Source organism: Lactococcus sp. AK05 (genome assembly GCF_041026685.1).
Lineage (GTDB): Bacteria > Bacillota > Bacilli > Lactobacillales > Streptococcaceae > Lactococcus > Lactococcus lactis.
In genome coordinates, this window is sequence record NZ_JBFTEI010000004.1 from 133,835 (window position 1) to 156,097 (window position 22,263).

Here is a 22,263-nt window from a genome sequence, read left to right on the forward strand (position 1 = left end):
TTATAATACTTAATTAAGCTTGAATATCTTCAATTTGGTGCATGTCCAATTCAACTGGAGTTGCACGACCAAACATATCAACAGTCAGAGTCAATTTGTCACCATTGATTTCTGTGATTGGAGCTTCAAATCCTGAAAAGGCACCGTCAACAATACGAACACGTTTTCCAACAAAAACATCAAAGTCAATTTCACGAACAACTTTGCCCATGCCAACCAAAATATCTTGAATTTCTTGTTCAAAAAGTGGTGTAGGTTTTGATCTATTCCCGTGTGAACCAACGAATCCAGTAACATTTGGTGTATTACGGACAATAAACCATGCTTCATCAGTCATATTCATTTCAACCAAAACATAACCTGGGAATAAGTTTTCTTCGACTTCTTTCATTTTGCCGTTAACTTCTGTACGAATTGTCTCAGTTGGAATTTCGACACGCAAAATTTTGTCAGCCATGTTATAAAGTTCAGCACGTTCAAGCAAATCTTCTTTAACTTTACGTTCATACCCTGCATAGGTTTGAATAACGAACCAACCTTGGTCAAAACTTACTAAATTATTATCTTCCATTTGAAATACCTCTGTATTTATTTTTTTTACTTAATCAGTTAAAATCCCAGCTGACAGAAATTCTGTCAGTAATTTGGGTACAAGAAAAAGGGCCAAGCCCTTATCAGATAATATTATTATATCATATTTATCTTGAATTAAAAGGACTTTTAATAAAATTAGAAAAGAAAAATCTGTCAAAACTGACAGATTTATAGATTATTTAAGAAATGGGATTAAATGGTTAACACTAAATGTAATTCCATGTTGAGTTACCCAATCGAAAATTATGATGAACACCAAGAAGAAAGCTGTATATTCAATGACCATAAAAAAATCACGAACAGATTGTTTTCTGCTTGGCCAAGTGGTTAATTTCATTTCTTCAACAATGCTACCAATAAATTTAAACATAATCTTTTCCTATCACTGCCACAAATTTACTGACAGAGTCCATTTCTTATAAAAGTTTACTGACAGAATGCCAGTTCGACGTGTTTAAACCCTATTAAAGTAAATACGATTTAACGCGTTTCTTTGTGTAATGTGTGTTTGCCACAAGTACGACAAAACTTTTTAACTTCAACTCGTTTTTCTTTCGCAACTGACGAAAGATTGAGGGTGTAATTTCGTGAACCACATATGGTGCACGCTAATCCAGCTTTTCTTAACATATTATCTCTTATTCTATCAAAAATTATTTAGAAGCGCAAACTATTTTTCCACATTGGTCAGACTATTAGCTACTAAAGCGGCGTATTTTTCGGCCCCTGTTCCTTTAGGATGAATATTATCACTGTAGAACCATAAACTTTGACCAGATGCTTTTTTATTCCAATCAATAATTTTCAAATTTTTATATTTCTTTGCCATTTTCGTCAGCAAATTATTATTAGGTTTTGCCCAAACACGGTCTGCGTGGACATTCATCCAATAAACAGGTTTATTACCTGCCACTTTCATCGCTGCATCAATTTCATCTTCTTTAATTGTTCCATTTGTTCCCAGACCAATTAAATAAGCGTCAGGATTAGGCATTTTCGCTTTAGCATTAGCCAAATCTGTCGCCAGTGAACTTGCTTGGCGACCCACTGCTGCATCAATATACATGTGTGGAAAAACTTCTTGAAGATTTGTAGAAGCGGCAACCATAACTGAATCTCCAAGGGCTAGAACATTCATTTGAGAAGCTTTTTCAGCAACCACCGGTTGAATTTGATACTTTTCTGCTACTGCCTTTAAGGACATTGGTACTTTGTTGTTAGCCTCAGCCAATTGTTTCTTTTGTAGAGCAACTTGTTGAGCCATTATTTTTTCTTCAATCACTCGTTGATCATGAGGTGAAGGTGGTGAAAAAATAATGAAACCTAAGCTTATCAGAGCAAGCCCTGAAAGGAGCATCGGTAAAATATTCTTTTTAAGTTTCCAACCTTTTTCTCGAACAAAATTTTGAAGGATTCCTAAAATATTACTATAATCAAAGCGCTGCGTTGGTAGCTCAATCAAACGATATGAAAGTTCCGTCAGAATAAGAATGAGCGCCAATTGCCAAATCAAATTATACCAAGCGGTAGGAGCAAGTACTTTAGCTTCAGCGAAAGCAAAAACAGGAAGTTGCCACAAGTAAATTCCGTAAGAACGTGAGCCAATATATTCAAAAACAGGGTTTGAAAATAGCTTGTTAGTCGGAAGACTTGGATGTGCCACCAAAGCAACCATTATCACACTGGCCAAACTTGCTAGCCACATTCCGCCATAATAAGTAAATGTCCCTTGAGCAGGCATAAAGATATAAGCAAGCACCAGGAGCAAAGATAATCCAATCGTCAACTGCCATGCAATTTTAATTGCTCGTTTATTAACCTTATGCGAAAGTTTATTCAAAGGCCAAATGAAAGCAAGACTAGCCCCCATCATCAAGCTAAAGAAACGCGTATCCGTTCCATAATAAACCCGCGTTGGGTCTGCTCCGGGAACGAAAAGAATTGCCATCCAAATTGCCGAAATCAAGGCCAAAACATTAGCAATGACAAAAATCCGACCTCTTTTTTTAACAAATTTTAGCAAAACAATCAATAGCAAAGGCCAAAGGATGAAGAATTGCCCCTCGATTGATAAATAATAAATATGTTTGAAAGGTGAAGCACCTGCAATATCAGCAAAATAAGAACTTCCTTGCGAAATCTGCCACCAGTTTTGAACCGAAAATACAGCAGAAAGGAAATTAGAACGTAATCCCGCCCACAAATTAGGTTGGAAAAGAATGATGTAAGGTGTCACAAGCAGAAAAATCGCAATTAACAGTGGGTAGAGACGTTTTAATCTTCTCCCCCAAAACTTCCAAACATTAATTTTTTTATTTTTTTCATACTCGCGAAGGAGCGAATCCGTCACCAAATAGCCTGAGAGTACAAAAAATAAAACGACACCAAGAAAACCACCCTGAACATGGTTTGGCCAGAGGTGATATAGAATAACTGTTAAAACACCAATCGTCCGTAATCCATTAAAACCTGTGACGTAACGCTTCATTTTTCTTCTCGATTTCTATCTTTATTCTTTAAAATTTTCTTGTCTTAAAACTACTACTCTTTACCTCTAATTCTACCATATTTCTACCTCTTTTTTCAGTTTTAGTTGCCAAAAATCCCTTTAACTTTATCCCAAGCATTTTTAGCTGCATCTCCAATATCTTTACCAACTTTTCCGAGGTCCAAACCACCAGAATCTGAAGACGATGAAGAGCTAGAACTAGAGCTTTCTGGTGTATTTCCAGTCGTGTGAGCTTCCGCTTGTTCTTGGTCCACAATATCATCTTGATATTGTCTTTGTTGAGTCCAATAAGGTTCTTGTGCGGCAACACCCGCTTCGGCATAAGGATTTTCAACTGTAAATGCCGTTCCTTTAGTATAAGGCAACATATAACTAGCTTCCTGACGGAAAATGACTGAGGTTTGTCCTTCTGATGAACCTGTCAGTTTATATTTTCCATCCGCATAACCGACCCATAGTGCCATCACAACATCTGGTGTATAACCTACTACCCACTGGTCTTGGTCTTCATTGGTTCCCGTCTTACCAGCAAGCGTATAAGACTTAGGTGAAGCTTTCCAAGCAGAACCATTAGTATAAGTTCCCAGCATCATTTGAGTCATTTTGTCAGCTGTATCTTTACTAATAACCCGTTTTTTGGTTACCTTTGCTGTTTTTACAACTTGTCCTGCAGCATTTTCAATTTTAGTAATCAAATGCGCATCATTCATCACTCCACCATTTGCGAAAACTTGATAAGCCTGAGCAATTTGCCATGGATTCGTTTCAACTCCAGCTCCGAGTGCCGTCGGTAAAACATCATTTTTACTACTTAAATCTAAACCAAACTCACGCCCTAAAGCATTTCCGACTTTTGGTCCAATCGCCTGATATGTATTAATAGCTGGAATATTATATGAATTTGCTAAAGCAGTATACATTGGAATTTGTCCACGCCATTGATTATCAAAATCGGTTGGTTTCCAGCCATTATAATCTGCTGGTGAATCATCAACCGTTTTATCAATTGACCACCCCGCTTCAATTGCTGGAGCGTAAACAATAAGAGGTTTAATAACTGAACCAGGAGAACGTTTAGACATTGTAGCATAGTTATAATCAGTAAAGCTATTTGAACCTTCTGTATTAACATTTCCGACAAGAGCATTTACAGCTCCCGTTTTAGGGTCAATAGCAACCGAAGCAGATTGGGCATAAGTTCCATCAGATGCTTGTGGGAAGAAACTTGGGTCAGAATAAGTCTTTTGCAAACCGGATTGCATATTTTGGTCCATACCCGTATATATCTTGTAACCATTATTCATGATTTCTTGTAATGTCAGACCATACTTGCGTTCTGCTTCAGAAATTACAGCATTATAATAGCTTGGATATTTATATTGACTACTTTTAGATTGATAATTGTCTTGCAATTGAGCTTGTAAGTCAACTTTCATAAAAGTATCTGCCTGTGACTGCTCCAAATAACCAGCATTAACCATATTTTGCAAAACTGTATTACGTCGGTCAGTCGCATATTTTCCTTTTTCGTAAAGAGGATTATAAATTTCTGGCCCTTTTAACATTCCCGCAAGACTGGCTGCTTCATCAACAGTTACCTCGCTTGCTGGAACACCAAAGTATTTCAAAGCTGCATCCTGAATTCCCCAAACACCATTACCAAAGTAAGAATTATTCAGATACATATCAAGAATCTCATCTTTACTATAATGTTTATTGATTTCAAGTGCCAAGAAAAACTCACGTGCTTTACGGTCAATCGTTTGTTCTTGAGTCAAATAAGCATTTTTGGCCAATTGTTGAGTGATTGTTGAACCACCACCAAAACGCCCAAGAGTAACGGCTGCTAGAGCAAAACGTTTCAAATTGACACCATGATTTTTATAGAAAGTTCTATCTTCTGTTGCTACAACAGCATTTGTAATATTTTTGGAAATTTGGTCAATTTTGACCGGTGTTCCTTTTTGACCATAAAGATTTCCAGCTTCGTTATTATCTTTGTCATAAATGACTGTTTGTGCCGAAATAGAACTTTGCAGTACTTTAACATTAGCTGTTTTAGCTAAGTAAAAAAGATATGATCCTGTCGAAACAATGGCTACTAAGACAAAAATAATTGTGATTTTTGTCAGATTATAACGTTTCCAGAACCGTTTAATTGGTTTCATGAATTTACCGAACTTCGTTTTAGCCGGTTTTTCTATTTCTTCTTCAAGCTTTTTTTGTTTTTTAGGGCGTAAATTAGGAATTTTTAAACTATTTTTTTTAGGTTCCTTTTTATTACGCCGACTGAAATTATTATTTTCAGACATATATCGTTCCTCAGATGCTTTTTATTTCTTTACTTACTCAAATGAATACAGTAATACCTTATTTTAATACTTTTCTGCTTTTTTTGCCTTACATCTTTGTAAGGTCTTTAGATTTCATTTTTTCAGTTCTGATTATTTTACCAAAAATCCCTTTGGCTTACAATGTAAGTTTGTAAAACGAAAGGGATTTATGTTTTATTATAAAGGTTTCTCTAGATTTTTCAATTGTTTCACTTCTAGCTCCAAAATTCTATTTATAATTTAGCTAACTAACTCTAAATTAAAACAAGAGTATTCGCTTTCTAATATTATTTTGTATATCCGTAAAGTTTAAGTTCACCTGATAAGTATTCTCCTAAATATATTTCCTTAATTTGGTTATATCCTTGCAGATTAATTTGTTGTTCAAGCCAATTTTCATCTTTATCAATTAATTCGAGAACATCAAAATTAGCTTGTCCATCAACAATAATTGGATATTTAATATTTTCACCACCAAATTCAATCAATGTCAATTGACCATTTTGTTCTAAAATAGCTCTTTTAACATTATGTATCTCATAGATACCATTGGAACGTAATTTAAACATTAATTCATTAGCAGAGATTCCATTTCTGAGACATTCATTTACTCTCACTTTTCCATCTTGAATCAGAGTCAATGGTTTACCATCAACGATTAATTTTACATAGCGATTGTGCTCCTTTGCAAATTTTAAAATTAATACTAACAGTGTCCATATGATTAGAACCAAGACAAATTGTAAAACCGTAATAGAATCATTATAGATGACTCCACCAATAATTCCTCCTAAAACATAATTTTGAACTTGATCCATTGCTGATGAGGGGGCAAGATTACCTTTCCCCATTAAATTTATTTGAATAATTAAACAAATAATACCTAAAGCAAATTTTAGTATTATTGGGCTGTATAATTGCATTTTATCTCCTAATTTTTTATTTTTCGGGATTAATCAAGTAACTTTTAGTAAGGGTGTATGACTGTTGATCAGCACTAAGGTTAACTTTATAATAATCACCTTTTATCTTTACAATCACACCATCAGCTAATTGCGTGGAATTAACAAAAATATTATTTTTATTCGTTCTTTCGTTTTTAGCGACTCTTTCAATAAATCCAACCATCTGTGAAGATTGAGTATGCTTAGATTGATTAATTTGATAATTTGAATATTGTATACCAATCTCTAAAATAATAAATAATAATAAAATAATACTAAGATCTCTATATTTCGTTTTAATTCTATGCTTAATATATATAGCAAATACAATAACAAGAACTACAAGACTCCCAAAAATAAAGATATATCGAAGATAATCACTAAGTCCAGCTTGCGATTTTAAAAATTCAATATCATAAAATTTCATATTTTTCACCCCTTAATAACTATTATATTAAAAAAATGATTAATAAATCATTTTATAATTATTCAAACCTCATTTAATTTTATAAATAAACCTTCTAAGATGAAATATTATCTTTATAATAGTTGTTCTACTTCCACCGGAGTAAGTTCAAGAACTGCTCGCAAAAATGGATACTTTTCTTTCATCATTTCAAATTCTGGACCATTTGAAATAAGTTTTGCTTTAGCACTCACCCTAAAGCCAATCCCTTGATAGCCATTTTTACCTTCGACTTCTCTAACCCCAAGCATCAGATAAATTGTATCATTCACTTTAATATCTTCTTCTAAATAATGCATCCCTGCTGCTGGTGCCAATATTCGTTCATCACTGGTAAGCTGTAAATAAGAAATCCATGTTCCTGTAACATGAGGACTTTTCTCTGTTCCCCATGAAGTGAGGGAAACTGAACCTTCATATTTTAATGTTTCTTTAAATTTTTTTGTTAACATTTCTTTCTCTTTCTATAATTCACTCATAATATTTATTATTTTTTACATTTTGAGTTATCTTTATTACGTATTTTTAAGAAGATACTTTGATTATAACAAACCTAGAGTTAATTGAAAAGTAATTCTCTTGATAATCCCGATGCTGTCACCTTTTCAGTTTCTTATATTTTTGGGCCAAATAAAAACTTATAGTATAATGTGAATATGGAATATAACTTCATTTTACCCGAAAATTTTATAGAACAGTCTGTCTCTGATTTACTCGAAAAAACTTGGTTCATTCCTCGTAAACAAAGACACTTTCTAAGAATGAAAAAACATTGCTTAGTCAATAACAAGCTTATTAACGAAAATCAGCTCGTCCATGCTGGAGATAAAATCACTCTTATTTTTGATAATGAGGATTTCTCTAATTTATCTCTAAAATTCGGTTCAGCAAATTTAGCTGATATCCTTTATGAAGACGAACATTTGACTGTTGTTAATAAACCTGAAGGAATGAAGACCCACGGAAATACGGCTGATGAATTAGCCTTACAAAATCATGTTGCAGCGGCAATCAATCAAGAAGTTTTTGTTGTCCATCGCCTGGACCAAGCAACATCTGGTACTGTTTTATTTGCAAAAAATCAATTTGTTCTCCCTATTCTTGGTAAAATGTTTGAAGAAAATAAAATTCATCGTGAATACTTGGCACTAGTCAAAGGTCATTTCCCAGAAAATCAATTTACCATTGATCGGGCCATTGGTCAAAATCGCCATGATAAAAATAAACGAATCCTTACCGCAAAGGGTCAAAAAGCAGTGACTCATGTTGAGATTATCAAAAAATTTACTGACAAAACTCTTGTTAAATGTACCTTAGATACTGGAAGAACTCACCAAATACGTGTCCATTTATCTTCATTAAATCATCCTATCTTTGGTGATGCTTTGTATGGTAAAAAATCACAGGAGAGAATGATGCTTCATGCTGATAAAATTATTATTCCCCATCCGTTTGAAAATAAAATTTTAGAAATTTCAGCAATTAGTACTAGCTTCCTTGACATTTTAAATAAAACAAAATAAAAAGAAGTGATTTTTACCACTTCTTTTTATTTATTTCTTAGGCTCGAATCAATCGTTTCAAACTTGAAGTTACCAAGAAAAGGACGATGAAAATTAAAGTAATTGCGGCAGATGCTGGAGCATCCATATAGTAAGAGGCAATCAAGCCAGCATTTAAACCAATAAAACTTACAATAACCGAGATAAACAACACAGCTTTAAAAGATTTGCCTAGACGCATCGCAATTGAAGCAGGTAAAACCATAATTGCCGAAACAAGTAAAGCCCCCGCTGCAGGAATCATCAGGGCAATAGCAACCCCCGTGACAATATTAAATGCAATCGAAATCCATCGAACAGGAAGTCCATCAACAAAAGCTGTATCTTCATCAAAAGTCATCACGTAAAGCGGACGTAAAAAGAGAATAAATCCAAGCAAAACAACTGTTGCTAAAACAAAAAGCATAATCACTTGCGATAAGGAAATTGTGATAATTGAGCCAAATAAATATTGCTCCAAACTAACACTTGTTGCTCCTTTTGAGGAATTCAAAATCAAAAGGGCAATAGCAAGCCCTGCTGACATCAAAATGGCCGTCGCAATTTCCATATAGTTATGATAAATTGTTCTTAAATACTCTAGAAAAACAGCCGCAATTACAACTGTAATTAAAGTTGTAATCGTTGGATTCCAACTTAAGAGAACCCCAAAAGCGACACCGGCTAATGATACATGTGATAATGTATCTGACATTAAACTCTGTCTACGTAGTACAAGAAATACACCAAGCAAGGGAGAAAATATTGAAATAGCGGTTGCTGCTAAAAGAGCGTTTCGCATAAAATCATACTGAAATAATTCAAACATCAGCTTCCTCCTTTAATTCTTGTTGGTTTTCTTGAGCTACTCTATCTCGGTCTGTATGCAAATCAAAGCAAGCAAATTTCCCATTTTTATCTTTCAATAAATGAATATTTCGGTCAGCATAATCTTTCACTTCTTCTGGATCATGAGTGACCATTAAAACAGATTTCCCATGTTTATGAGCCGCATGGTGCATCAATTCATAAAAATCGCTACTTGATACATCATCCATTCCTGTTGTTGGCTCATCAAGAATAAATAAATCAGGATCACTAGCAAACATTCTTGCAATAGCAATTCTTTGCTTTTGCCCTCCAGAAAGTTCACCAATCCGCTTATTTCTGTAGTCCCACATTCCTACTGAGTCAAGGGCTGCCTTAACGTGTTCTGAATCGTGAGCTGTCATTTTTTTAAACCAGCCTTGCCTTGGATAGCGTCCGCTCATAACAAATTCATGAACCGAACTTGGAAAACCAGCATTAAAACTTGCAACTTGCTGAGGAAGATAAGCAATTCTTAATTTTTCTCCTCGGTTATTTTTGAGAGAGATTTTTATTTTACCTTTTTTAGGTTTTAAAATTCCCAAAGTTGTTTTTATAAGAGTTGATTTGGCAGCGCCATTCTCACCTGTTAATGTGACAAATTCACCAGAATCAACATGATAGCTGATATTTTCTAAAACTGGCTCTCTATCATAATAGAAAGTCAAGTTTTCAACATTGATATATCTCATTTTTTCTCTTTATATCTCTAATAGTAATTCTTATTTCGGTGTTTTTCTTACTAATCTATTTTTATTTCAAAAACACGAAACTCCCGTTCATGAGAACGAGAGTTTCAAGGAGTTTTATGAAAAGATTTTTTGGAAGAAATTCATTATAAATCCTTCATCTTAATTTTTCCTTAAACTCACTTGATAGTTTTCTTTAAAGCAGTCAAATTATCTTGCATCAGTGTGAGATAATTGTCACCATTTTTTTTCTGCTCGTCAGATAATCCTTCAACAGTATTGATACCAATAAGGTTCGCCCCTACTGATTTGGCTAAGGTCTCAGCAATTTTACTGTTAGCATTTCCTTCAAAATAAACATTTTTTAGTCCTGCTTTTTCCATTTCAACTTTTAAATTAGCTAGCGTTGATGCTGAAGGTTCTACTTCTGGATCCAATCCAGCAATCGCAATTTCTTTCAAACCATAATCACGACTTAGATAAGCAAAAGCTTCATGTTGTGTAATAAATGTTTTTTGTTTAGCATCTTTCAAAGTATCAAATTCACTGTCTAGCTTTTTCAATTTAGCAACATAACTCGCTGCATTTTTTTCAAAAGTTGCTTTATCATCTGGGAATTTTTTCCCAAGCTCAGAGGCAATGGTATTAACTTCAATAATTGCTTGCTTTGGACTAATCCAAGTATGAGGGTCACCAGATATCTTATCAACATCCTTGCTGGCTTCGATTTTAATCCCTTTATTATTTACTTTTTTGGCCCATTTTTCAAGGTCATTAGAATTGTAAACAATAGCTTCAGCATTTGTCATTGTCGCAACTTGCTTTGCACTTGGTTCAAATTCATGAACTTCCTGATTAGCAGGGACAATATTTTCGACATCGACTTTGTCACCAACAATTGCCTTCGTAAACTCATACATTGGCTCAAAAGTCGTGACAACTTCTGGCTTACTGGCTGATTTTTGACAACCTGCCAAGAGTAAAACTGCTGGAATAGCAAGTAACATCAATATCTTTTTCATTGAAATTCCTCCGTAAGTGCTGATAAGAATTTACTTATCACTTCTTGTTCTTCGTCAGTAAATTTGTTCCCTAATTCCTGGTAAGTACTCAGAGTTTTCTCGTGATGAGTAGCATGCTCCTTAGCAACCGGAACCGCTTTTTCAGTCAAGCTCCAAAGGACCACGCGTTCGTCATTTGTGGCTCGACTTGATTTAATTAGTTCTTGCTCTTGTAATTTCTTTAGAGCTTTAGTTACTGCTGCTGGAGAAATCTTTAGTTTTTCGGCAATTTTAGCATTTGTCGATATTTGTTCTGCCAAAAGCATTAAAATATGTTCTTGTGTGCTCGTTAGTTTCACATCACTTTCGCACTTACCAAGTAATATTTCATGCTTATTTTCTGCAAATTGCATGATTGTCCCAAGAAACTGGTCGATTTGATTTGCTAAACTCATCGTATTTCGTCCTCCATAATTAGTTTACTGGTTAATTATATAGCAAAGAAAAAATAATGTCAACCAGTTAACGTTATTTTTTAATTTTTTATTTGAAAGTTTGCGCCATCTTTTAGATGGATACTAAATTGATAAGTTTTTTCATCACTTGAATGGTCAGTAATTTTTGAACTGGCTGACGAATCTGTCAGTAAATTGTAGGACAAATCTCCTGAATCAAAATGAATTTGACCTTGAGATTTTAAATCAGTCTTTAAAGCTACTGACACCATTAATTCAGCTGTTAACTGCTCCTTTTCACTTCTTAATTGTCGAGCATCATCTATTTGCCTTTGCAAATAGAACTGAAGAAACATTGAAAACATCAATAATAAGACTAGCGTATATAGAAGTATTCCTCCTCTTACGTATCTTCTGGAAATTGATAGATAAATGTTCTTTCACCTCCTTGATTAAAATCAATTCTTATGGTTATTAAATTTTTAGTAGCTTGAATCTTAGCCGCTTTTATATCATAAAGCATTGGCTGATAACCCTGACCTTTGTCATCAGTCTTCCGGAAATCATCACTCATAAAACCAAACCTTAGTTTTTTATCTTTAGTTACATACAGAAAATTCTGTTCTACCCTATCTAATTTTGTTCCTGAGAGTTCAAAACGCATTTGCTGACAGAAAATTTGCCAATCTTTTATGCTATCACTTTGACTAATCGCCACTTGTTCTTTCAACATCTTTGTTAAACCTGAGATAACAAGGACTGAACCAGAAATTGCAAGAAGTGCCACCAGACACTCCAACAAGGTAAATGCTTTAACTTTGAAGTTCAAGTCGCATAATTTCCTTTCCATGATTACTAATAATCAGTAAATTTTGGTTTTCTTTTATCTTTATATCGGAACCGTTGATTGATAATTCTGTTAAGTGACTTTCAATCGCCATCTGTGCCACGTTTAAAGCTTCAATCTTTTGATTTTCTTCCGTATCTTTTTGTCTTACATGCACAAGAGAACTTACGATAAAGCTGACTAGAAAAGCGAGTAGAGCTATACTAATTAAACTTTCCAAAAGCAAATATGCCTTAACTGATTTTCTTTTTATATTTTCCACTGCCTATCTCCAATTGATAAGTGATGAACTTTTTTTCGTAAGGTAAAGAAATTGTGAGTTTTTGTAAGCTAGAATTCTCTCCCTTATCATCAAATTTAACCGTAAAATCTTTAACTGCTACCTCCTTTGGAATTGTGATACTTCTATCTTCACAGATTAATTCTTTATTTTTAGCAACTAAACTTTCAGATTTTTGAAGCAGTGCAGCATCTTCTTGACTCCTTTTATAGAAATTTTCAAACTGGAGAACAAACAATTCTCCCTTAAAAAGATGGACTGTTTGTATTATTTCTAAAGAAAAAAGAGTTGTGATAAAAGAAATAATCAACAAAACTAGAAGAGACTCTAGTAAAGTAAATGCTCTAGTCATTAAAATTTCGTTCTTCATTTTTATTCTGATCATAGTAATTATCGTAAGCAGAAATTTGTTTTTGAGTAATCATCCCAGCGCTGAGCAATTCTGACAGAGTCGGCTTCTCATCATCATGATCTAATTCATAAAGTTGGGCTTGACTTTCTACTACTTTTACAACTGCCGCTTCTCCAGTTTTTTGAACTTGTGATTTTTCTTTAATTAAATTTGGAACAAATAGTAATATCAAAATACTAATAATAGCTAGTACAATTAACATCTCTATCAAAGTAAAAGCTCTTAGCTCTTTCTGACGGCATTTTTTTTCACAAATTTTAACGAATAAAAATATTCTTTGTATTTTCTTTAAAATTAACTTCCTTGTTCTTTCCATTTTTTCATCCTTTCTATATTCCCGAACCCATATTTGAATAGATGGGGAGTAACATGGCTGCATATAGCAAAATAATCATCAATGCTACGAAAATAAAAACAAGAGGTTGGATTAATTGCATTAAACGATCTATCTTTGTAAAAAATTGTTCCCAACATTCATCCGCATAAAGCGAAAGCTCTAAGCCTAATTTGTCTTTCATCGCTCCATATTCAATCATTAACGAAAGTTCGGGTAAAAAAAGCGCAAGTTCACTGACAGCTTGTTCAAAAGACCGACCAGCATTCAATTCTAAATCAAGATTCTTGCCAACTTCTGAAAAAATTCGACTTTTTTGTTTTTTCATCAAGTTAATAATTTGACGTAGTTCAACACCTTGAGCAATTAGATTTCCCCATTCTCTTGCAAAATAAGCTGTTAAATATAAACGGATAAAGGAATGAACCAGAGGTAATTTAACAAGAAATGTAAAATTCATTATTGCTGATTTTCGTTTAAAAAGAGTTACTGACAAAGCTGTCAGTAAAAATATAAAAGCTCCAAACGAAAAAAATACTAAGGGTAAATGATTAATCAATAGAGTAGCAAAGTTACTGCCACTATTGAGTTGTGGTAGTAAATAATTTTTTAAGCCCCACATAATTCCAACCAGAAAAATTAATAACAATATTGGATAAGTAGCAACTTCCACTAATTTATTTTTAACTTTAAGCTGTTTTTTTAGATGAAGTTCAACTAATTGCATCGTCCCTGACAAGTTACCATGCACTTCTACCAAAGCAAGTTGTGTCACCACATTTTTAGAAAATGAAAGACTTTCTAAAAGCTCTGATAAAGCTTGACCAGAAGCGAGACCTTCTTTCATTTTCAATGTAAATTCTTTTTCCACAAGTTTTGATAAAGATAAGAAATTTATCACTTCTCCTAAATTAAATCCACTATTCAAAAGATTTCCCATCAGTTGGATAAGTTTGGCTTGTTTAATCAGTCTTAATTTTTTCCCTTTTGGCTTCAGTAGGTGTGAGATATCCATTTGTAAGTAGCTGATCAATTTTTTTATTCCAATTTTCTGATGACCAAGACTCAAATTCGTTTTTGGCAATGTCTAATACTCCTTTCCCAGCTATTAAACGCTGATAAACAACACTTGATAAAGCATTTTTTATTTCCCAATGACTTAAACCCAGCTCTGATAATCTCTGAATGACACCTCTAACAGAAGCGGCATGAACGGTTGAAAACACTGTATAACCTGTCAAACTAGCCCGTAAAACTGCTTGAGCGGTCAATTTATCACGAATTTCACCAACGATTAACAAATCTGGGCGATGCCTCAGTGATAATTTAATTAATTCATCATAACTATTACCAATGACTTCGTTGACTTGTAACTGAATAAAATCGGAATCAATCAACTCAACGGGTTCTTCAATAGTGATAACTTGTAAATCTGTAAAATGACGACGAGCTAAATCAAACATTAAAGATGTTTTGCCCGAGCCTACTGGACCGGCAAAGAGATGCAATCCTCTTTTACAATCATAATTCTCTAGCTCTTCATCAAACCAAAAATCAAGTTTTTTGTTTTGATCATGCAAGAGACGTATTACTAAGGATTCATTACCCTCAAAATCCCCCACTGTCGAAAGACGCAAACGTTTTGCATTACTTTCCTCTAATTCATACCAACAAGCTCCCAATTGAACTCGTCTGCGTTCTCCTGTATTCATCCCAGCCAGAAACTTAAAGTGAGTAAGTAGTGCTAAGCCAACTTCTAACCCAATTTCTTCTACCAGAACACGTGCTGTCATTTGTCGAAAATAAAGTTTATACTTTTCTTTTGAAGCAATCAGATAAATATCTGATGCACCTCTATCAATTGCTTTTTGAATTAATTCTTTTGCCATTTTTGGTATCATACTAGACTATACGCAAATAATCAGTTAATGTAACAAAAAAGCCGAAAATTTTTCGACATTTTGTTATTTCTAAAAATAAAAATACTCTCATCATTTAAGATAAGAGTATTTTATAAAAATCAAAAGAAATCATCAAATAGACTTAATTGATTATCATCAGGCATTCCTTCAAGAACACCCATATTGGTCATGTTTTCAATAATTGTTTGTGAAACACCACCACGCTTACGAAGTTCCATTTTACTTAAAAATTCACCTTCAGCACGCGCTGCAACGATTTGTTTTGCTACGTTTTCACCTAATCCGTCCATTGTTACAAATGGCGGAATTAAAGTATCACCATCAATAACAAACTCAGTAGCCTCTGAGCGATAAAGGTCAATTTTACCAAAAGTGAAACCACGCTCTAACATTTCATTACAAAGCTCTAAAGTCGTATAAAGGTTAGTTTCAACATTTGTTGCATCAAAACCTTTATCTTTAATTTCTTTCATTTTGGCTTTGACTGCTTCAAGACCTGCTCCCATTACCCCAATATCAAAGGCAGTTGCTCTAATAGAGAACCATGCACAATAATACAATATTGGATGATGAACTTTGAAATAAGCTACCCGTAAAGCCATCATAATATAGGCTGCCGCATGGGCTTTAGGGAACATATATTTAATCTTTGAACAAGACTCAATATACCATTCAGGAACATCATGTTCTCGCATAGCTTCTACATATTTTTCACGTTCTTCGGCGGGAATTTTATTCCACATTCCCTTACGTACCCGTTCCATAATTGTAAAAGCAAGACCGTTTTCTAGCCCCTTATGAATAAGATAAACCATGATATCATCCCGACAGCCAATAACGCTTGATAAGTCGGCAATCCCTGAACGAATTAAATCTTGAGCATTTCCTGACCAAACGTCCGTCCCGTGTGAAAGCCCAGAAATTTGGAGTAAATCTGCGAAGTTTTTAGGTTTGGCTTCGGCAATCATGTTCATTGAGGTGAAAGTTCCCATTTCAGGGATTCCCAAAGTTCCTAATTTTACCCCTAACTGTTCTTCGGTCAAGCCCAAAGATTCTGTCCCAGTGAAAAGCTTCATCACTCCTGGGTCATCCATTGGAATATCTTGAGGAACAATACCAGAGAGACTTTGTAATTTTCGAATCATCGTGGGGTCATCATGTCCAAGGATGTCAAGTTTTAAGATATTGTCATGAATCGCATGGAAGTCAAAGTGAGTCGTTTGCCATTCGGCATTAACATCATCGGCCGGAAATTGAACAGGAGAAAAATCATAAACATCCATATAATTTGGAATAACGATAATCCCACCTGGGTGCTGTCCTGTTGTTCGTTTAACACCAGTTGAGCCAGCAGCTAAGCGGTCAATTTCTGCATTTCCATAAAATTGATCATAATCACGTTCATATCCCTTGACAAAACCAAAGGCTGTTTTTTCAGCAACCGTACCAATTGTTCCTGCTCGAAAGGCATAATCTTCACCAAAGATATCTCGAACGTCCAAGTGAGCAAGGGGTTGATCATCCCCAGAGAAGTTCAAATCGATATCGGGAACTTTGTCTCCCTTGAAACCTAAGAAAGTTTCAAAAGGAATATCATGCCCATCTTTGATGAGTTTATGATCACATTTAGGGCAATTTTTATCTGGCATGTCATAACCAGAACCGAAAGATCCATCATCATAGCATTCAAAATATTGACATTCTGGGCAACGATAATGTGGAGCCAAGGGATTTACTTCGGTAATCCCAATCATTGTCGCAACAAGTGATGAACCAACAGAACCCCGTGAACCAACGATATAGCCTCGGTCATTAGAACGTTTTACAAGTTCTTGTGAAATAATATAAACAACTGAGAAACCATTTCCTAAAATCGATCGAAGTTCTTTTTCAAGTCGTGCGTCAATAATATCTGGTAATGGATTTCCATACCACTCATGTGCTTTTTCATAAGTTAAGCGAACAATCCGTTCTTCGGAGGTTTCTCCTCCATCAAAAACCATCTTAGGTGTATATAAATCATCCCGAACTGGAGTCAAAACATCAAATTCATCCGCCATCTTTTGCGTATTGTCAATGACAATTTCACGCGCGGTCTTCTCATCAAGAAAACTAAAGGCTTCAAGCATTTCATCAGTTGTTCTAAAATGAGCTTCGGGTAATGGAAGAGGTTTGGCATGTTCCCCATGTCCTTGAGTCCAGTTAATTTCAGCTCCAAGACCAAGTGAGCGAACAATAATTTCTCGATAAATAGCATCTTCTGGGTTCAAATAATGTAAATTACCTGTGGCCAGAACTGGCTTGCCTAAAGTCTTACCAATTTTTATCAAATCTTTAAGCGTTTGTTCCAATTCTTTTTCTGATTTGAAAGAACCACCAACAACAAGTGAACGATAAAGAGCTGGTGGAAATACTTCGATAAAATCATAAAACTTGGCGATTTCAAGCGTTTCTTCAAATGTTTTATTGATTGCTGCATCAAAAACTTCACCAATTTCGCAGGCCGAACCGACCAACAATCCTTCGCGGTTGGCTTCTAAAACCGAACGTGGAACCCGAGGAAGACCAGCATAATATTTAACATTCCCAAAACTAACAATTTTAAAGAGATTTTTTAAACCTTCTTGTGTCTTGGCATATAAAGTCACGTGTTTTGGACGAACTTTTTTATAAGAATCTTCACTGACCAATTTGTCATTAAGTTCTAAAAGACTTGTCCATCCTGTATTTCTAGTACGTAATTCTTCCAAAAATACAAAGAGCAAACGTCCGGTTGCTTCCGCATCAAAGTTGGCCATATGGTGATGTTCAAGTCCGATTTGGAACTTCTTAGTCAATTGACCCAAACCAAAACGTTTCATTTCTGGGTAGAGATTACGGGCAAATTCAAGAGTATCAACCACTGGTTGCGTGATAATCGGCAGACCATTTCGTGAATAATTCATATTCATGAAGCCCACGTCAAATGTTGCATTGTGGGCAACAAGAATTGTTCCTTCACAAAACTTTTGGAATTTTGTTAGAACTTCATATAATGGTTTGGCATTTTTGACATGGTCATCTGTAATTCCAGTTAATTCTGTTGTAAATTCGCTCAAACGATATCCTGGATTGATAAATTCATCAAATTCATCAATTGGATTTCCTTTGTGCATTTTTGTTGCCGCAATCTGAATCAAATCATTATGAACTGCCGAAAGTCCTGTTGTTTCTACGTCGAATACAACATAAGTTGATTCATACATATCAACGTCAGTTTCATTGTAAACAATCGGAATTTTATCTTCAACAAGATTGGCTTCGACGCCATAGATAATCTTGATGCCATTCTTCTTTCCAGCCGAGTGAGCCTCAGGGAAAGATTGCAAACCACCATGGTCAGTAATTGCAATAGCTTTATGTCCCCATTTAGCAGCCTGAGCAACCAAACTAGAAGCAGAAGGAATGGCATCCATTTGACTCATATTAGTATGCGCGTGAAATTCAACACGTTTTTCATCTGATTTGTCTTCACGAACATTTTGTGTCGGAATTTCAATCAAATCGGTCAATTGTAGGACTAAATCATTTTTGAAATTATCTCGTTGAACATTCCCGCGGACTCGACACCATAGTCCCGCTTTAATTTGTTTGGCTAGCTGAATTTCTTCTTCGCCACGTAGCCATTTCTGAACATAAAAACTTGAAGTATAATCAGTCATCTCAAATTCAAGAAGGTAACTAATATTCCCTGTTTTACGTGATTTAATTTCACGGAGTTCGCCTTTAAAGACATATCCTTCAAAAACAACCGGTCCGTTAGTCGAAAATTCACTGACAGAACGCATCGGAGTGACGGGTTCATTATTTTTGATTTCGCGACCTAATTGAATTTTATCTGATTTTACAGCTTTGATTTGAAGAGCAACACGGTCAATGGTTGGTTTAGGTTTAATTTCCACAACCGCATTAGCGGTCATCACCAAATCATCTTTGTATTTGTCGTGTTCAATATTTCCTTGTACACGCAACCAAAGAGCATCAGATAAGCTGTCAGTAAAATTATCTTCTCCATCAGTACGGTCAGCTATAATTTTTTCATTCATAGCTTTGACAGTACTGACAATTTGGTCAAATTGGGCAATTTCTTCATCCTTACGACCCCATTTTGAAATCATAAAAGTTGAAGTTTCATCAGCCATTTTTAATTCTAAAATATGGTTGACTTTGCCTGATTCTTTTCCCGTAAACTCACGGTGTGCGGCTTCAAAAACAAGTCCCTCAAAAATAACGCCAAAACCTTCTCCAGCAATAAAAGACATGCTGGTAATTGGACTTTGTCCGCTGATTTTTCGGCCAAAGAAAATGCCGTCAGAAAGAGCTGTTTCCACAAATTCTGGTTTTGATTCTCTGGTATTTTTGCTTTCCCGTTCTTCTGAACGTTGTTTTTTGATTTCAGAAATTTGGGCTTGTTCTGCAGTTTGAGCCGCCAAGCGAGCCGCAACTTTTTCAGCGTGTGCAGCTGCTTGCGTTTCTGTCAGCTCCTGATCAACTAGAGGGGTTATTCTTAATTCTCCAAAACCGAAATACTTAAATTTTTCCTCTAGAATTGGAAAATATTTTTCCACAAAAAAGTCCATTTGCGGATTATCTTCCACCATTAAGTGAATTTTTTCTTCTTCCTTTTCAAGATGATATTTCTTAAAAATACTTGAAAAAGCAGAATCGCATAATTCTGGAAGTGTAAGTGCATATTGATAATAATCATTCAGATTTTGCTCATCAATATTTTGATTTCGACTGCTGACAGAAATTTCTGTACGAGCAATTGTCGAAAAAGCAGTTTCTGTCAGTTCTGTCAGTAATTTATATGTATCAATTGGTAAAATCTCATCAAAAATTAACTGAAAGTGCCAGAGCTTACTTGCCGTGTGCACTTCAACATTTTCAATATCAGCATGCTCAAATTGGCTAGAACGACGCAAATTTGGTGGCATTTTGATTTGTTCCATCAATTTTTCAAACAGATTTTCCATGTTTTTTGACCCTTTATCTTATTTTTTCTATCCTTAGCAAATAGAATTTCATTTCTCATTATAGCATAAAAAAATGTTGCTTTTCATACTTTTTTAAGAATAAAATAACTGACAAAACTGTCAGTTATTTTATTTTAAAATTAATAGTTACTGACAGAGCTGTCAGTAACTATTTCCCAGTTGAGCGATTTTCTTCATCCATTTCCCAAAAATAGAGTGCTTCTTCTACTGTCTGTGCTTCGCCACGTTTCATATAGCGAATCATATGACTGACAGCTTCTATTGTTTTAAATTGTGTGGGAATTCGTCGAAAATGATTTAATTCTGTCTGAATTTTTTCTTCATCTTCTTTAAGTTTGTTCAAATCAGCATTTAAAGATTTCATTTTTAGAGAACTTTTACCCTCTAAAGCTAATTTTTCTTTAAATTTTTTGGAATCATATCTGAACAAAAGACAAAAAATGAATAAATAGACAACTGAAATCACCAACAAAAGAACTAATGACAACTTTAAAAATATTCCTACTCCTAAAATAATAAGAAGAACTACTAATTTTAAAATCAATGATAGAGTTTGATGAGTATGAATTTTTTGCTTATCAGAGTGTTCAGCAAAAAATTCAATGCTTTGTTGAACTTTCTGCAAATCCTCAAGCAAGTGAAGCACTTTCTGACAATAAACTATCTCTTTATTAGTCGTTTCCACACAATCTACCTTTCATTCTCCCTTACTAGTCGAGCTAATATGCGATTGAGACCACGAGGGTCTTTGTAGCCATGTTCAAAATAAAAGTCTGTGAACTCAATATCCTCAATTTTTAATTCTTGTTGAATCGCAAGTGAGAAAATATTGACGTACTCTGCCATATCGCTCGTTTTTCCAATACATTGTAAACCAAGAATTTGATGAGTGCGTCTTTCATAAATCATCCAAATATTACTTGGTGAATGTCCGTCTAAGTGTTCATTTAGTAAATGAACCGCATCTGCATCATAACCAGCATCAACTGCTTGTCTCATTGTAATTCCAGTCATAGCCATTACTAAATTATTCATTGGAACATGATAAGTTCCCTGACTACTATTAATTTTTTGACGAGGAGCAAGTAAATTAATTGCCGCAATTTCACCATCGCGAACAGCATCCGAAGCATGTGGCAGATAATAGCTTTTTTCCAACAAATTAACATAAGTCGTTGAAACATCTCCGACAGCAAAAACATCTGGACAAGAGGTTTGCATGTATTCATCAACAATAACCGCTCCGCTATCTCCTAACTCAACTTGTTGATTCAGAAGATAAGAATTCGGCCGAAAACCAATCGTAAAGATTACTCCATCAACAGGAATTTTTTGACCATTTGCTGTTTGAATGATTGTATTTTCTTCGCCAAACCCAATTTCTGTCACTTCTGTATTTAATAGAAGACGCATTCCCTCTGCATTCATCCAACTTTCTAATAAATGACTTGCTGGTTCATCAAGATAATCGTTTAAAAGATTTTTATTGCGATGAATGAGTGTTGTCTGAATTCCTCTTTCTTGGGCAATCCGAGCAACTTCAACTCCGGTCATTCCACCACCAATTACTGCAATATTTTTGGCTGTTTTCAGAAATTCATCTGTTTTTATTGCATCATCCATACTTTTTAAAAAGTAAAGTTTGCTTTTTTTATCAAAAGGAACAGAGGTCATTGCCGGATAAGAACCCGTAGCAAAAATCAATTTATCATAGAGAGCGAGTTCCGTCTTTTTGGAATTGACTCTCCGATAAAATAGCCGTTTATTGTTGGTATCAATCTCTTCAACCACCGTTTCCAGTTGCATGTTTAAACCAGCAGCTTTTAGTTCTTCTACCGAAGAATAACTAGATTGATTAAGGACAGATTTTTGACCCGCCAGATAAGAAATAATTCCTTGAGAAACAAAAGAAACCTGATTACGCTTATCATAAAGCGTAATTTCGGCTTCTGGGTATTCTTCAAGCGCCCGTAATCCGGCACAAATTCCGGCGTGGGAGCTTCCAACAATAACAATTTTCATAGTAAATCTCT

The 22,263-nt window shown here is 34.8% G+C and carries 23 protein-coding genes; 1 reads left to right on the top strand and 22 read right to left on the bottom strand.

The annotated features are described in order from the left end of the window. Positions 1 to 13: 13 nt before the first annotated feature. The 8 genes from nusG to AB6B24_RS09360 form a co-directional block, all read right to left on the bottom strand. Entirely contained in the window at positions 14 to 571 is a 558-nt protein-coding gene (gene nusG / locus AB6B24_RS09325; RefSeq protein ID WP_003129977.1) for a transcription termination/antitermination protein NusG, read from the bottom strand. A 198-nt stretch (positions 572 to 769) separates the two neighbouring features. Further along, the gene (gene secE, locus AB6B24_RS09330; RefSeq protein WP_021468186.1) at positions 770 to 964 is read right to left on the bottom strand and encodes a preprotein translocase subunit SecE; all 195 of its coding nucleotides are present in this window, start codon (positions 962 to 964) and stop codon (positions 770 to 772) included. Between the two features lie 110 nt (positions 965 to 1,074). Continuing rightward, the gene (gene rpmG, locus AB6B24_RS09335) at positions 1,075 to 1,224 is read right to left on the bottom strand and encodes a 50S ribosomal protein L33 (protein WP_010906305.1); all 150 of its coding nucleotides are present in this window, start codon (positions 1,222 to 1,224) and stop codon (positions 1,075 to 1,077) included. A 40-nt stretch (positions 1,225 to 1,264) separates the two neighbouring features. Next, positions 1,265 to 3,082, bottom strand: a complete 1,818-nt coding sequence (locus tag AB6B24_RS09340; RefSeq protein ID WP_369164524.1) for an acyltransferase family protein — start codon at positions 3,080 to 3,082, stop codon at positions 1,265 to 1,267. Positions 3,083 to 3,183: 101 nt separating this feature from the next. Then, positions 3,184 to 5,415: a PBP1A family penicillin-binding protein gene (locus AB6B24_RS09345; protein WP_095586601.1), complete on the bottom strand. Its 2,232-nt coding sequence runs from the start codon at positions 5,413 to 5,415 to the stop codon at positions 3,184 to 3,186. Between the two features lie 308 nt (positions 5,416 to 5,723). Beyond that, positions 5,724 to 6,359 carry a DUF421 domain-containing protein gene (locus AB6B24_RS09350; protein ID WP_012898614.1) on the bottom strand — a complete coding sequence of 212 codons (636 nt, stop codon included), beginning with the start codon at positions 6,357 to 6,359 and terminating at the stop codon, positions 5,724 to 5,726. A 16-nt stretch (positions 6,360 to 6,375) separates the two neighbouring features. Further along, positions 6,376 to 6,807 carry a DUF3290 domain-containing protein gene (locus AB6B24_RS09355; RefSeq protein ID WP_010906308.1) on the bottom strand — a complete coding sequence of 144 codons (432 nt, stop codon included), beginning with the start codon at positions 6,805 to 6,807 and terminating at the stop codon, positions 6,376 to 6,378. 113 nt (positions 6,808 to 6,920) lie between these two features. After that, complete coding sequence (locus AB6B24_RS09360) at positions 6,921 to 7,298, bottom strand: pyridoxamine 5'-phosphate oxidase family protein (protein WP_311805797.1); 378 nt, start codon at positions 7,296 to 7,298, stop codon at positions 6,921 to 6,923. 204 nt (positions 7,299 to 7,502) lie between these two features. Here AB6B24_RS09360 and AB6B24_RS09365 point away from each other — a divergent pair, with 204 nt between their 5' ends. Then, positions 7,503 to 8,369 (top strand): RluA family pseudouridine synthase, encoded by an 867-nt coding sequence (locus AB6B24_RS09365; protein WP_311805799.1) that lies wholly within the window; start codon positions 7,503 to 7,505, stop codon positions 8,367 to 8,369. Positions 8,370 to 8,406: 37 nt separating this feature from the next. Here the strand turns inward: AB6B24_RS09365 and AB6B24_RS09370 are convergent, their stop codons facing one another. The 14 genes from AB6B24_RS09370 to AB6B24_RS09435 form a co-directional block, all read right to left on the bottom strand. Next, positions 8,407 to 9,216, bottom strand: coding sequence for a metal ABC transporter permease (locus tag AB6B24_RS09370; RefSeq protein ID WP_311805801.1), 810 nt, complete (start codon positions 9,214 to 9,216; stop codon positions 8,407 to 8,409). Then, a complete protein-coding gene (locus AB6B24_RS09375; RefSeq protein ID WP_153242310.1) occupies positions 9,209 to 9,946 on the bottom strand; it encodes a metal ABC transporter ATP-binding protein in 738 nt (245 codons plus the stop codon). Before AB6B24_RS09375 ends, AB6B24_RS09370 begins: the two co-directional genes overlap by 8 nt. A gap of 176 nt (positions 9,947 to 10,122) precedes the next feature. Continuing rightward, positions 10,123 to 10,965 (bottom strand): metal ABC transporter substrate-binding protein, encoded by an 843-nt coding sequence (locus AB6B24_RS09380; protein ID WP_015427160.1) that lies wholly within the window; start codon positions 10,963 to 10,965, stop codon positions 10,123 to 10,125. Beyond that, complete coding sequence (locus AB6B24_RS09385; protein WP_010906313.1) at positions 10,962 to 11,399, bottom strand: zinc-dependent MarR family transcriptional regulator; 438 nt, start codon at positions 11,397 to 11,399, stop codon at positions 10,962 to 10,964. Before AB6B24_RS09385 ends, AB6B24_RS09380 begins: the two co-directional genes overlap by 4 nt. A gap of 80 nt (positions 11,400 to 11,479) precedes the next feature. Next, positions 11,480 to 11,755 carry a competence protein ComGG gene (locus AB6B24_RS09390; protein ID WP_228248668.1) on the bottom strand — a complete coding sequence of 92 codons (276 nt, stop codon included), beginning with the start codon at positions 11,753 to 11,755 and terminating at the stop codon, positions 11,480 to 11,482. Between the two features lie 47 nt (positions 11,756 to 11,802). Beyond that, on the bottom strand, positions 11,803 to 12,249 hold the full coding sequence (gene comGF, locus AB6B24_RS09395; protein ID WP_029344525.1) for a competence type IV pilus minor pilin ComGF: 447 nt from the start codon (positions 12,247 to 12,249) through the stop codon (positions 11,803 to 11,805). Then, positions 12,212 to 12,508, bottom strand: coding sequence for a competence type IV pilus minor pilin ComGE (gene comGE / locus AB6B24_RS09400; RefSeq protein ID WP_311805807.1), 297 nt, complete (start codon positions 12,506 to 12,508; stop codon positions 12,212 to 12,214). Before comGE ends, comGF begins: the two co-directional genes overlap by 38 nt. Further along, positions 12,480 to 12,911: a competence type IV pilus minor pilin ComGD gene (gene comGD, locus AB6B24_RS09405; protein WP_311805809.1), complete on the bottom strand. Its 432-nt coding sequence runs from the start codon at positions 12,909 to 12,911 to the stop codon at positions 12,480 to 12,482. Before comGD ends, comGE begins: the two co-directional genes overlap by 29 nt. Then, entirely contained in the window at positions 12,871 to 13,254 is a 384-nt protein-coding gene (gene comGC, locus AB6B24_RS09410) for a competence type IV pilus major pilin ComGC (protein WP_311854394.1), read from the bottom strand. The genes comGD and comGC overlap by 41 nt, the downstream gene beginning before the upstream one ends. Before the next feature lie 13 nt (positions 13,255 to 13,267). Further along, a complete protein-coding gene (gene comGB, locus AB6B24_RS09415; protein WP_311805837.1) occupies positions 13,268 to 14,341 on the bottom strand; it encodes a competence type IV pilus assembly protein ComGB in 1,074 nt (357 codons plus the stop codon). After that, positions 14,235 to 15,173, bottom strand: a complete 939-nt coding sequence (comGA, locus tag AB6B24_RS09420) for a competence type IV pilus ATPase ComGA (protein ID WP_153242313.1) — start codon at positions 15,171 to 15,173, stop codon at positions 14,235 to 14,237. Before comGA ends, comGB begins: the two co-directional genes overlap by 107 nt. Positions 15,174 to 15,292: 119 nt before the next feature. Beyond that, on the bottom strand, positions 15,293 to 20,209 hold the full coding sequence (locus AB6B24_RS09425) for a PolC-type DNA polymerase III (protein WP_311805811.1): 4,917 nt from the start codon (positions 20,207 to 20,209) through the stop codon (positions 15,293 to 15,295). A gap of 169 nt (positions 20,210 to 20,378) precedes the next feature. Further along, positions 20,379 to 20,915 carry a hypothetical protein gene (locus AB6B24_RS09430; RefSeq protein WP_311805813.1) on the bottom strand — a complete coding sequence of 179 codons (537 nt, stop codon included), beginning with the start codon at positions 20,913 to 20,915 and terminating at the stop codon, positions 20,379 to 20,381. Between the two features lie 5 nt (positions 20,916 to 20,920). After that, positions 20,921 to 22,252: an FAD/NAD(P)-binding oxidoreductase gene (locus AB6B24_RS09435; RefSeq protein ID WP_311805815.1), complete on the bottom strand. Its 1,332-nt coding sequence runs from the start codon at positions 22,250 to 22,252 to the stop codon at positions 20,921 to 20,923. Between the last annotated feature and the right edge of the window lie 11 nt (positions 22,253 to 22,263).